The organism is Paenarthrobacter sp. PPS72, from assembly GCF_048537125.1.
Classification (GTDB): domain Bacteria; phylum Actinomycetota; class Actinomycetes; order Actinomycetales; family Micrococcaceae; genus Arthrobacter; species Arthrobacter nitroguajacolicus_E.
Window position 1 is genome coordinate 36244 of sequence record NZ_JBLYIE010000038.1, and the last position, 12311, is coordinate 48554.

Genomic DNA, 12311 nt, shown 5'->3' on the forward strand with positions numbered 1-12311 from the left:
AACCCCTTGGCAGGTGTCCACAACAGGGGGCCTCTCCAAATGTTTTTTGTCGGTGCGAATCAGTACGGTAGATACATGAGTCATACGGAGTCGCCGGCGCTTGCCAACCACCTGATGGAGACCGTTCTTCCAGTCCGACCTGCCGTGGTGGATCGCGGCTCGGCCGTCCGTATGAAGCCGGGAATGGTGGAGGATCTCATCGCCTCCGGTGGGGCCAAGGCCATGGTCATTTCCCAGCGCACGGCGCTGGTGACTACTGACGGTCTCTGGTTCGGAGACGCCGCTCCCCTCTGGAACGCTCTCAATGGCTCGGACGCCGGTGCTGTTGCGGCCATTTACCTCGGCACCACCCTGACGTCATCCTCGTTGCCCGAAGGCACGCCCGTTGTGCTGTTCACCGTCGCGGAACCTCCGGCGCCGGGCGCCGCAACGGTGCCCTTGGGCGCTGAGTGGGCCGGCTTCCGGGATGTCGCGGCACGTCTGGACCCGAACGACACCGCTTTGTTCATCGAGGCCAGTGCAATCTCCAACTGGCATGCAACACACACGCATTGCCCGCAGTGCGGTGCGCCCACGGACATCGAGGCCGGGGGCTGGGTTCGGCGTTGTCCCAGGGACAGCTCTGAGCATTACCCACGGACGGATCCGGCCATCATCGTCACCGTGGTAGGCCCTGATGGTCGGCTCCTGCTCGGAGGAGGGGGGCCCGTCGATGCCAAAAATTACTCGACGCTTGCAGGATTCGTTGAGCCCGGTGAATCGCTGGAGCAGGCTGTCGTGCGGGAAATCGGCGAAGAGGTGGGCGTCCGCGTGACGGCCTGCCAATATCTTGGTTCGCAGTCCTGGCCGTTCCCCGCCTCCCTCATGCTGGGATTCACCGCCAGAACCGACGACGCCGTTGCCCGGCCCGACGGCGTAGAGGTCACCCGGGCACGGTGGTTCAGTCGTGAGGAGTTGCAGGCAGCGGTGTTGAGCGGTGAAATCACCATTTCAACGCGACTGTCCATCGCACGTTCCTTGATTGAGCACTGGTATGGCGGCGTCATCGAAGACCTCCAGCCGTGACCGAAGGAATTTTCGACGGTGGTGGCTCACTGGAGGAGCGCATCCTCGGCGGCTTGGATGAAGAGCAGCGAGAAGTAGCCGGTACCTTGACTGGACCCATGTGCGTCCTTGCCGGGGCCGGTACGGGAAAGACACGCGCCATCACCCATCGCATTGCTTATGGGGTTCACTCCGGGGTCTACAGCCCTCAAAGGCTGCTGGCTGTGACCTTTACTGCCCGTGCCGCAGCTGAGATGCGCAGCAGGCTTCGGGATCTTGGCGTTGCCAACGTTCAAGCCCGCACGTTCCACGCCGCGGCATTACGGCAGTTGCAATTCTTTTGGCCACAGGCAATTGGCGGCACTTTGCCCAATTTGCTGGACCATAAGGCCAATATGATCGCCGAGGCCTCGCGCAGGCTTCGCCTCAGCACTGACCGCGCATCCATCAGGGACCTCGCGGCCGAGATTGAGTGGGCCAAGGTGTCCATGCTGACGCCGGCCAATTACCTGGAGAACGCGCAAGGCCGTGGAACTCCCGGAGGTTTCGACCTCACCGCGGTCTCGAGGGTTTTCCAGGCCTATGAAGACATCAAGACCGACCGCAATGTCATTGACTTTGAAGACGTCCTGCTCATAACAGTGGGGATCCTCCAGGAGGATCCAAAAGTAGCCGCGACAGTCCGGGAACAATACCGCCATTTCGTGGTGGATGAGTACCAGGACGTTTCGCCCCTGCAACAGCGGCTTCTGGATTTGTGGCTCGGAGGCCGGAACGAGTTGTGTGTGGTGGGCGATGCCAGCCAGACCATTTACTCCTTTACCGGCGCATCACCCAAGCATCTTTTGGGGTTCAAAGCGCAGTTCCCCGGAGCAACCGTCGTTAAGCTTATTCGCGACTACCGTTCCACCCCGCAAGTGGTGAAGTTGGCCAACGACCTCCTGGGCTCGCGACGAAGCGGTGGCCCGGTGGCAGACGCCGCGTGGGCGCCACCCCTCAAGCTCGTGGCCCAGCGGCCTTCCGGTCCGGAACCGCGGTTCATGGAGTGCCCGGATGACGAGGCCGAGGCAGCTGTGGTGGCAGGCAGAATTCAGGAACTGCTCAACACAGGTGTCAAGGCCAGCGAGATCGCGATCCTGTTCCGAACCAACGGCCAGTCTGAAGCGTACGAGCAAGCCCTGGCCTCCGCCGGGATTGGCTACCAACTCAGGGGAGGCGAACGGTTCTTCGCGCGAAAGGAAGTCCGCGATGCGATTCTCCAGTTGCGCGCGGCAACCCGCGCCGTAGCGGAGGGCCCCCAGGAAGCACTGGCCCAAATAGTGCGGGACATCGTTGCATCACTTGGATATACGGAGGCCGCCCCACACAGTGGCGGAGCGCTGCGTGAGCGTTGGGAGTCCTTGGCAGCCCTGGTCGCCCTGGCTGATGAGCTTGCCGTCAGCCGCGGTGAGTCCTTCACCTTGGCTGAGTTCGTCAACGAGCTACAAGAACGCTCGGTAGCGCAACACGCACCTACCGTCCAGGGTGTCACCCTTGCTTCCCTGCACGCGGCCAAGGGCTTGGAATGGGATGCGGTGTTCCTGGTGGGCCTTAGCGAAGGCCTCATGCCCATTTCCTTCGCAGACACCCCCGAGGACGTGGACGAGGAACGCAGGTTGCTTTACGTCGGTATCACCAGGGCCAGGGAGCACCTCAATCTCTCGTGGTCCACAGCCCGAACACCCGGTGGCCGAGCCAACCGCAAGCCGTCCCGGTTCCTGGACGGACTTCGCCCCAATTCGGTGGCTTCTGCCAACGCACGCAGCAAAACAGGGCCCACACGTCGAAAAGCTGCTGTCCCGGCGTCGTGCAAGGTGTGCGGAAGCATGCTCGCCAGCGGAGCCGAGAGGAAGGTGGGCCGTTGTAACCAGTGCCCGCCCACATATGAGGAACAAACCTTTGATGCGTTGAGGCAGTGGCGCAGGGACGAGGCCCAGTCGGCCGATGTTCCGGCGTATGTCGTTTTCACGGACGCTACACTGACGGCCATCGCCGAGGCCAAGCCGTCATCACTGGAGGAACTGGCTGGCCTGGCTGGGATTGGCCCGTCCAAGCTCGAACGCTACGGCGAAGCTGTCCTGGCGGTACTCGCCGAGAGTAGTGAACTTTGATGACCCGCCCCTCCGCCTCCGATACCGGCGTTCCGCACACCACCGACGACGGCGCTCCGGTTGTGGTGCGCCGGTCAGCCAGGCGGCGGCGAACCGTCGCCGCATTTTGGGAAGACGGCAAAGCCGTGGTTGCCATCCCTGCCAGCTTCACTAAAAGCCAGGAGCGGGAGTGGGTCCGGCGAATGCTGGTCAAGCTCAAGAAACAGGGGGAGCGGCAAACAGGTTCCGGCAGGCGCCGTCCCGCCACGGACCAAGCCCTCGCCAAGCACGCCGAGCACCTTTCCAGGACGTACCTCGGTGGGCGCGCGGTCCCGACGTCGGTCCGCTGGGTAGCCAACCAGAATTCCCGGTGGGGTTCGGCGACTCCTGCGGACGGCACTATCCGGTTGTCCAACAAGCTTCAGCCCATGCCGCAATGGGTCATTGACTACGTGCTGGTCCACGAGCTCGCGCACCTGCTGGTTGCGGGGCATAATGCCGAATTCTGGAAGTTGGTTGAGGCATATCCTGAGACTCAGCGGGCAAAGGCCTTCCTGGAAGGAGTTGCCTTCGCTACGTCCCGGGGACTCCCGGCAGATCCAGGGTCCGAGGATCCCGGCGATTCGGCTGTGGAACCGGCCAGCTAAGACGACGCAGCCTTAACTAATACAACGCAGTCTTAACGCGAGTCTTTAACGGTCAACGGCCGCCATGGAGATGGCGGCCGTTGTGCACATGTTTCTTGCGGGGTCTTGCTTACTTGCCCGGCGTCCCGGGGTCGGTGTCATCCGTTGCCGCCTCATCGCCGGACTCGTCCTTCGCGGGCTTGCCCTTCGAATCCGAATCCGAGGATTCTGCATCTTCAGCCTCGGCGGAGTCGTAACCGCCGCTCAGGAGCTTCTGCAGGGCGTCGTCAACCTCGCTGTCACTTGCCTCGGCAAGGCGCCGACGTTCGGAGAAACCCTTGGGATCGTCGAGGTCCTCACCGGTGGGCAAGAGATCCGGGTGGTGCCAGATTGCGTCACGTCCGGCGATGCCGCGTTCTTCCTTCAGGGTTGCCCATAGCGTCGCGGCTTCCCGGAGCCTGCGGGGGCGTAGTTCCAAGCCAACGAGGGACGAGAAGGCGTGCTCGGCCGGTCCGCCTGTGGCGCGACGACGACGCACGGTCTCGCGCAGGGCAGTGGCTGACGGCAGTACCTTGTCCGTAGCTTCCGCGGTCAGTTCGTCCACCCACCCCTCCACCAGGGCAAGAGCGGTTTCGAGTTTCTCCAGTGCAGCCGTTTGGACCGGCGTGCGTTCCGGTGTGAAGACCCCCTGGGACAGTGCTTCCTGGATGCCTTCGGGATTGCTGGGATCAAGGTCGCGGGCGAGGTCCTCAATGCGGGACATGTCAATGTGAATGCCGCGGGCGTATGCCTCAATGGCTCCAAGGAGGTGGCCGCGAAGCCACGGAACCTGGACGAACAGCCGCGCGTGGGCAGCTTCACGGACGGCAAGGAAGAGCCGAACATCGTTCTCCGGGAGGCTGAGGCCTTCCCCGAACTTGGCAACGTTGGCCGGCAGCAGGGCCATTTCCAGGTCTGCCAACGGAACGCCGATATCAGTGGAGCTGACAACCTCGGCCGAAAGCGCGCCGATTGCTTGTCCTAACTGCATGCCGAAGATCGCTCCGCCCATGTTCTGCAGCATGGACGAGGCACCGCCCATCATGGATTTCATTTCTTCGGGCATTTGCTGGGTAAGGGCGTTGGACAGCGCGTTGGCGATGCTGTTGGCCACCGGTTCGGTGAGGCGTTTCCATGTCCCCAGGGTCGCTTCAACCCATTCGGCCCTTGACCACGCCCTGCCGATCAGGCCCGTGGCGGAGAGATCAGTCACCGGGTCCAGCCAAAGTTCCGCAAGCCTAAGCGCTTCGTCGATCTCCCTTGCCTGCTGTGCGTTGACAGAGGGATCGCTGCCGGCGGCGGCGACGCGTCGTGCATTCTCGTGGGCGAGCTGCCAGTTCACGGGACCTTCGGACGTTGAGCTCATCATTGCCTGCACCTGCGCAAACATCTGCTGGAGGAGGTGGGGATCGTTGGGGAGCCCCGCGGCCTTGGCCAACTCGGCGGGATCGATGTTGCCCATACCCTGGCCGCCCATCAGGTTCTGGAGCATTTCTGCCAGCGGATCCTTGGGAGTGTCGTCGTCGTTGGACGGATTGTTGGGGTTGGAAGTCATGGTGCCGCCGATCGTCGAACTGGCTGGTGATCTCTTTCACCGTACCGCGCGGCCGGAAGGCTGTCTGCCCGGAGCAGGTCCCGTTCGCTGTAGGCAAAGCAGTCCTGCAACGTCAGACCGCGTAGTGTTGATGTTTGGTATGTGCCGTCGCCGCTATTGGCGGCAGGAGCCATGGATTCCGGTCATGCAATGCCGGCATAGAGAGGCCTCAATGCTTACTTCGCCCAGCCCCGAGGGCTCACTGGACCCGCGTCAAACGCCCGACGCCGAATCCTCCTCCGTGCCTCCGGCACCGCCCCGTGACGGTCGGTACATGATCATGGTGATTTCCGGTCTCCTCGCACTGGGACTTGGTATCGGGGCGGCAGCGTTGCCGGTTCCGTATGTCATAGAGTCCGCCGGTCCCACCTTCAATACTTTGGGCAAGGACGGCGACAAGCCTGTCATCAGCATCTCCGGCCGAGAGGCTTTTCCAGCGAACGGCAACCTTGACCTGACTACCGTGGTCATGACCGGCGGTCCGAAGAGTCCGGCCACCATCTTCGATGTCTTCCGGGCCTGGTTGGATCCTTCCAAGGCCATCTATCCGGAGGAACTCATATACCCCAAGGGCACCACAGCCGAGCAGACGGTCCAGCAAGGCGAAATTGCTATGGAAACCTCGCAGGAGAACGCAGTGGCAGCAGCATTGCGTGAGCTTGAGATTCCGTTTGAGCAGCGGCTGAACGTCGCAGGCCTGTCAGACCCCTCGCCGTCCACCGGAAAGATCCAGGAAGGTGATCGGCTGGCCTCCATCAACGGAAAGGCGATTACGTCCATGAGCGTGGTCCAAGCCGAACTGGCCGCCGGCGCCGGCGCCCCGGTCGTTGTTGGGCTGGACAGGAAAGGCACTGTAGTTTCCGAAACGATCACCCCCGCCAAGAACCAGACGGACCGCTATGTCCTGGGTGTTCTGCTGTCCAGTGATTTCACTTTCCCGTTCGACGTCAGTATTTCCTTGGATAACGTTGGCGGACCCAGTGCCGGAATGATGTTTGCTTTGGGGATCGTGGACAACCTCACTCCGGGGGACCTCACTGGGGGCAAGCATGTGGCAGGCACCGGCACGATCACTGCAGATGGCGCTGTGGGCCCCATCGGGGGCATCGCCCAGAAGATGATAGGGGCCCGTCAACAGGGTGCCACCATGTTCCTTGCGCCGGCATCCAATTGTGCCGACGTCGTAGGGCATGTTCCGGACGGGCTTCAGGTTGTCAAAGTGGAAACTCTGGCCGATGCCACCTCTGCCGTCGAGCGGCTCGGATCCGGTCAGGACACGGGGAGCCTTCCCACCTGCACAAACAACTAGACTGACGGTGGAACTTAGCTTCACCGCCACTCGTGGCATAGATGACGGCACCTGCCACCCCCAGCGGCAGGGAAAGTCAGCACGCGCACACCGACTGTTCACTGACACCAATGAGGTACAGAGTTTGTCCCGTCCCGCCAGCTCCAACCCGCCCGGAAGATCACCGCTGAGACGAGGTGCCCTGACGCCGACGCTCATTGTCGTGGCAGTGGCCGTCGTCGGGTTCATTTTCTTCGCCAATGTGTGGACTGACGTCCTGTGGTACCAGCAGCTTGGCTTCTTCGAAGTGTATATCCGCGAAAACCTTGCAAGGATCATTACGTTCCTCATCGGTTTCGCCATGATGTTTGCTGCTGTTTTCTTCGCCATAAGGATCGCCTACCGCTCCCGGCCCGTCTATGCTCCTGATGCCGAGGCCCGGGACAATCTCAACCGTTACCAGGCACAGCTTGAGCCGGTTCGCAGGGTGGTCATGATCGGCCTCCCCATCCTGTTCGGCCTCTTTGCCGGCAGTGCGGCAGCCAGCCAGTGGCAGAAGGCCCTGTTGTTCTTCAACCAGGAGCCTTTCGGGCAGACCGACCCGTTGTTCAACATGGACATCAGCTTCTACCTGATGACGCTGCCGTTCCTCGGTTTCGTTACGGGGTTCCTGATCAGCATCGCCGTTGTTGCCGGTATTGCAGGCATTCTGACGCACTACCTTTACGGCAGCATCCGGCTCATGGAGCGGGGGATCTTCACGAGCCGGGCAGCGCAGATCCACATCGCCGTTACGGGCGCTCTTTTCCTTGTCCTGCTGGGCATCAACTTCTGGCTGGACAGGTACACCACTGTCCAGAGCAACTCGGGCCGTTGGGCCGGCGCTCTCTACACGGATGTCAACGCCGTTGTCCCCACCAAAGCGATCCTTGCTGTTGCAGCAGGCCTCGTGGCGATCCTGTTCATCATTGCCGCGATCATTGGCCGCTGGCGCCTTCCGGTGATCGGCACCGCGATGCTGGTCATCACGGCCATTCTGGCCGGCGGTGTTTACCCGTGGGTTATTCAGCAGTTCCAGGTTCGTCCGTCGGAGAACACCTTGGAAAAGGAGTTCATTGATAGAAATATCAAGATGACGCGGGCCGCGTACGGTCTGGACAAGATTGATGTGTCTGCTTACAACGCCACCACCACGGCGACTACCGGTGCCTTGGCGGCGGACGCGCAGACCACTGCCAACATTCGCCTCCTTGACCCGAACCTGATTTCGTCGGCGTTCGCCCAGCTTGAGCAATACCGGCCGTACTACCAGTTCCCGCAAACCTTGAATGTTGACCGTTACATGGTTGACGGCAAAGTCCAGGACACCGTCATCGCCGTTCGCGAGCTCAATCCGGATGGCTTGAGCGCCAACCAGCAGACATGGGTCAACAGGCACATTGTCTACACCCACGGCTACGGCGTCGTCGCTGCCAAGGGCAATAAGTTCACTGCCGACGGCAAGCCGGAGTTCCTGCAGTCGGGCATTCCGTCCAATGGAGTCCTGGGCAACGACACTTCGTACGAGCCCCGCATCTACTTCGGTGAGAACTCTCCCGAATACTCCATCGTGGGAGCGCCGGATGGTGCCCCGAACCGCGAGCAGGACCGACCGGCAGGCCGTGAAGGTGGCGGCGAGACGCAGTACACCTTCAGCGGCAACGGTGGGCCAAACGTCGGTAACTGGCTTAACAGGATCCTTTACTCCATCAAGTTCCAGTCCTCTGACCTGTTGCTCTCGGACGGCGTTAACGCGGAATCCCAAATTCTCTACGAACGCAATCCCCGCGAACGCGTTGAGAAGCTTGCCCCGTACTTGACTGTCGATGGCAATGCATACCCGGCAGTCGTAGACGGCCGAGTCAAGTGGATTGTTGACGGTTACACCACCAGCCAGTACTTCCCGTACTCCCAGCCACAGCAACTGCAGAACGCCACTGTGGATTCGCAAACCAGCGCCGGTCGTACCGTTGCCCTGCCGAACAGCTCGGTGAACTACATCCGCAACTCTGTCAAAGCAACAGTGGATGCCTACGACGGCTCCGTTAATCTTTACGCTTGGGATGATCAGGACCCCATCTTGAAGGCATGGCAAAAGGTCTTCCCGACGGTCATCAAGCCGTACTCGGAGATGTCGGGTGAGCTCATGAGCCACGTCCGTTACCCTGAAGACCTCTTCAAGGTCCAGCGTGAACTGCTCGGCCGCTACCACGTGACCGATCCGGACAGCTTCTACCAGAACAACGACGCTTGGAGCGTACCGAACGATCCCACCGTTTCGGAAGCCGTCAAGCAGCCGCCGTTCTACATGTCCCTGCAGATGCCGGACCAGGACAAGCCGGCGTTCCAGCTGACCTCGTCCTTCATTCCGCAAACGGTCAACGGCAGCGCCCGGAACATCCTGTATGGCTTCCTTGCCGCTGATTCGGACGCCGGAAACGTCAAGGGCGTCAAGGGGGAGAGCTATGGAAAGCTGAGGCTCCTTGAACTCCCCACCGATACCCAGGTCCCGGGTCCCGGGCAGGCGCAAAACAAGTTCAACTCTGATCCCACGGTGTCCCAAGCGCTGAACCTCCTGCGCCAGGGTGCATCAGATGTGCTGAACGGTAACCTGTTGACTCTTCCTGTGGGTGGCGGCCTGCTCTACGTGCAGCCTGTCTACCTGAAGTCCACAGGTGAGACGTCGTACCCCACATTGCAGCGCGTGCTGGTTGCCTTCGGTGACAAGATCGGCTTCGCGCCCACCCTTGACGAGGCACTGAACCAGTTGTTCGGCGGAGACTCCGGCGCTTCTGCAGGGGATGTCGCCAACAATGGCCAGACGCCAACGGCCCCTCCTGGCACCACTACACCGCCTGCTGGTCCCACTGATGCGAAGGCCGAGCTCAAGGCAGCCCTGGATGAGGCCAACAAGGCCATCCAGGACGGCCAGGCGGCATTGGCCAAGGGGGACTTCGCCGGCTATGGTGCGCAGCAAACCAAGTTGTCTGAGGCACTGAAGAAGGCGATCGACGCCCAGAACCGCTTGGATGCCGCGCCGGCTCCAACGACGACGCCGGGAGCTACTCCCAGCGCGACGCCCTCGCCTACGCCCAGCAGCTAGTTATCTAGGTGGTTGAAGGCCGGTGCCTGCTCCTTTAGGGGGCCGGGCGCCGGCCTTTCCATTGGCGAGACGCACATCACGTCGCCGCGATTTGGTCTGGCATTCACCGGGCGGTAATGTTGTTCTTGCGACGCGGGGTGGAGCAGTTCGGTAGCTCGCTGGGCTCATAACCCAGAGGTCACAGGTTCAAATCCTGTCCCCGCAACTGGAAAAAGGGTCCGGATCAGTTCACACTGATCCGGACCTTTTGCTTTGCCTCGGATACCTTCGATGCCATCCTCGCGAGTACGACGCTCGCTCACTCCCCTCGTCTATGGCGCCCAGGTCCACGAGCGGTTGAGACAGGGTGGTCCGGCAGGAAGCCGGGTGCAAACCAGAACTTACGGCCATCTAGGGTCATCCAGAAATGGGGGAGTGATCTGCGGCACCTTATGTGCCGTATGGTCAGAAGCACTCCGGAGGGTGCGGTAGAGTTGTTCTTGCGACGCGGGGTGNNAATCCTGTCCCCGCAACTGGAGAAAAGATCCGGATCAGTAATGACTGATCCGGATCTTTTGTTTAACTGGTCATCCGGATACCGGTGCTAGCATCAAACCCGGATTTGCTGCGGTAAGAAACGGATGGGACGCCCAATGGTCAACGAAGACTACAAAGTAGGTCTCGAGCGTGAAGTCCTCCAGAGGGACAGTCCGGTTGCCGTATACCAGCAGGTGGCAGACGTACTAACTGACCAGGTCAGCCGCTTGGAGCCTGGGTCGAGGATACCCACTGAAGAGTCCCTGATGGATGCCTACGGCATTAGCCGGACAACGGTGAGGAAGGCGATCGAAACACTGGTTGTGAAGGGCCTGTTGGTCCGTAGGCAGGGCAAAGGGACTTTCGTGATGGCCCAGCGTCCTGTCAGGATGTTGAATCGTTTGGCACCGTTCATGGAGACATTTACGGCGGCTGGTATGAAAACAGTCAAAGGACTCATTGAGTACAAGTGGATGGAGAAGGATAAGTCCGTGCCGGCCAAGCTGGTCTCTGACGACAACCTTGTTCTGGTCATCCGTCGCTCCTACTCAAGCGCAGGATGGCCCTACGCCATTGCGGAGATTTTCATCCCGTCGCAGATTGGTCGCCACATCAGCCTCGCGGATGCCGAACGAAACTCCATTTACCAGGTCATTCAAGACAGGACGCTGAAGCCCCTCCATCGGGCGGAAATCACCGTGACCATGCATGCGCCCCCGGAACACCTTGCAGATGCCCTCAACGTTCGCGGATTCGCCATGGTGCCACGCCTGGAGCGGACTACCTTGGGCCCTCATGGAGAGGTCCTGGAGTGCACGGTGACCTACTTCCACCCCAAGGGATTCGAAATCCGTGCCGAAGTGGCAACCGATGTCAGCCCCGGGCAGGATGCGCCGGTTACTTCCGCAGAATAGGCCTGAAACCCGCTGTCCGCTGCAGCACGCAAAATCATCATTGGACGCCAACAAGAAATGGGCCGGGTCCCTGTGAGGATCCGGCCCATTTTTTGTACCGCGTTACGTTCTTGGGCGGTCTGCCCGGTTGGCGTCTACGGCCTGGTGTGTTTTTAGAGCTTGTCGAAGTCAGCTTCGTCCACGGTAGCGCCCGTTGATGCAGGGGCTCCCGCGCCGATGGCAGGCTTGGAACCGCCCGACTTCAAGGCCGCAAGACGGGCCTCAATTTCGGTCTGCTCTCCGAGGTCTTCGAGCTGGTTGAACTGTGCATCGAGGCTGGAGCTCGCAAGTTCCTGCTGGCCCATGACCTTCGCCTCTTCGCGGCGGATCTTCTCTTCGAAGCGGCCCACCTCGCTGGTGGGATCCATGATGTCGATGCTCTTGAGCGCATCGTGAACCTGGGACTGCGCTGCAGCTGTCTTGGAGCGTGCCACCAACTCGTTGCGCTTGGCGGTGAGCTGGTTCAGCTTGTTCTTCATCTGGTCGAGCCCGGTCTTGAGCTTGTCCACTACCTCGGTCTGGGAAGCGATGCTCGGTTCTGCTGCCTTTGCCTCGGACTCCGCGGTCATCTGGCGCTGGATGGCCACCTTGGCAAGGTTGTCGAACTTCTGTGCGTCAACAGGATCACCGGCGGCACGGTACTCATCGGCTTTACGTGAGGCTGCCAGGGCCTTGTTACCCCAGTCCTGCGCGTTCTTGACGTCTTCGTTGTAGTCCGCCTGCAGCATCCGGAGGTTGCCGATGGTCTGGGCCACGGCTGATTCGGCCTCGGCAATGTTGTTTGTGTAGTCGCGGACCATCTGGTCCAGCATCTTCTGCGGGTCCTCAGCCTGGTCCAGCAAGGCGTTGATGTTCGCCTTGGCGAGCTGTGAGATCCGACCGAAAATGGACTGCTTAACCATGGTGTTGCCTTTCGTCCTGCTCAGTGGTGACACTGAAATCAGTGATCAGTTGTTGTATCGCTTCTATGCGGGGCATGG

Annotated in this window: 8 protein-coding genes and 1 tRNA gene; 7 read left to right on the top strand and 2 right to left on the bottom strand. The window is 60.9% G+C overall.

The window, feature by feature from the left end:
* Nucleotides 1-75: 75 nt before the first annotated feature.
* From nudC to ACLRGI_RS15435, 3 genes are read left to right on the top strand one after another with little or no spacing between them, the layout of a single operon-like run.
* Entirely contained in the window at nt 76-1065 is a 990-nt protein-coding gene (nudC, locus tag ACLRGI_RS15425; protein ID WP_419202498.1) for an NAD(+) diphosphatase, read from the top strand.
* On the top strand, nt 1062-3194 hold the full coding sequence (locus ACLRGI_RS15430) for an ATP-dependent DNA helicase UvrD2 (protein ID WP_419202499.1): 2133 nt from the start codon (nt 1062-1064) through the stop codon (nt 3192-3194). The genes nudC and ACLRGI_RS15430 overlap by 4 nt, the downstream gene beginning before the upstream one ends.
* Nucleotides 3194-3820 (top strand): M48 metallopeptidase family protein, encoded by a 627-nt coding sequence (locus tag ACLRGI_RS15435; protein WP_419202500.1) that lies wholly within the window; start codon nt 3194-3196, stop codon nt 3818-3820. The genes ACLRGI_RS15430 and ACLRGI_RS15435 overlap by 1 nt, the downstream gene beginning before the upstream one ends.
* Nucleotides 3821-3929: 109 nt before the next feature.
* Here the strand turns inward: ACLRGI_RS15435 and ACLRGI_RS15440 are convergent, their stop codons facing one another.
* Nucleotides 3930-5393 carry a zinc-dependent metalloprotease gene (locus ACLRGI_RS15440; RefSeq protein WP_419202501.1) on the bottom strand — a complete coding sequence of 488 codons (1464 nt, stop codon included), beginning with the start codon at nt 5391-5393 and terminating at the stop codon, nt 3930-3932.
* Nucleotides 5394-5604: 211 nt separating this feature from the next.
* On the opposite strand from ACLRGI_RS15440, the gene ACLRGI_RS15445 reads away from it, so the two are divergent.
* The 4 genes from ACLRGI_RS15445 (at nt 5605) to ACLRGI_RS15460 (ending at nt 11292) form a co-directional block, all read left to right on the top strand.
* Nucleotides 5605-6741 carry a YlbL family protein gene (locus tag ACLRGI_RS15445; protein WP_419202502.1) on the top strand — a complete coding sequence of 379 codons (1137 nt, stop codon included), beginning with the start codon at nt 5605-5607 and terminating at the stop codon, nt 6739-6741.
* A 124-nt stretch (nt 6742-6865) separates the two neighbouring features.
* The gene (locus tag ACLRGI_RS15450; RefSeq protein ID WP_419202616.1) at nt 6866-9862 is read left to right on the top strand and encodes a UPF0182 family membrane protein; all 2997 of its coding nucleotides are present in this window, start codon (nt 6866-6868) and stop codon (nt 9860-9862) included.
* A gap of 131 nt (nt 9863-9993) precedes the next feature.
* Nucleotides 9994-10067, top strand: a tRNA-Met gene (locus ACLRGI_RS15455).
* 427 nt (nt 10068-10494) lie between these two features.
* Entirely contained in the window at nt 10495-11292 is a 798-nt protein-coding gene (locus tag ACLRGI_RS15460) for a GntR family transcriptional regulator (protein WP_419202503.1), read from the top strand.
* Nucleotides 11293-11444: 152 nt separating this feature from the next.
* Here the strand turns inward: ACLRGI_RS15460 and ACLRGI_RS15465 are convergent, their stop codons facing one another.
* Complete coding sequence (locus tag ACLRGI_RS15465; protein ID WP_419202504.1) at nt 11445-12233, bottom strand: PspA/IM30 family protein; 789 nt, start codon at nt 12231-12233, stop codon at nt 11445-11447.
* Nucleotides 12234-12311 lie beyond the last annotated feature (78 nt).

What these genes read in the sequence shown, in the direction of transcription:
- nudC (WP_419202498.1), top strand. Translation starts at nt 76, where the DNA reads ATGAGTCATACGGAGTCGCCGGCGCTTGCCAACCACCTGATGGAGACC.
- ACLRGI_RS15435 (WP_419202500.1), top strand. Translation starts at nt 3,194, where the DNA reads ATGACCCGCCCCTCCGCCTCCGATACCGGCGTTCCGCACACCACCGAC.
- ACLRGI_RS15440 (WP_419202501.1), bottom strand. Translation starts at nt 5,393, where the DNA reads ATGACTTCCAACCCCAACAATCCGTCCAACGACGACGACACTCCCAAG.
- ACLRGI_RS15445 (WP_419202502.1), top strand. Translation starts at nt 5,605, where the DNA reads ATGCTTACTTCGCCCAGCCCCGAGGGCTCACTGGACCCGCGTCAAACG.
- ACLRGI_RS15460 (WP_419202503.1), top strand. Translation starts at nt 10,495, where the DNA reads ATGGTCAACGAAGACTACAAAGTAGGTCTCGAGCGTGAAGTCCTCCAG.
- ACLRGI_RS15465 (WP_419202504.1), bottom strand. Translation starts at nt 12,233, where the DNA reads ATGGTTAAGCAGTCCATTTTCGGTCGGATCTCACAGCTCGCCAAGGCG.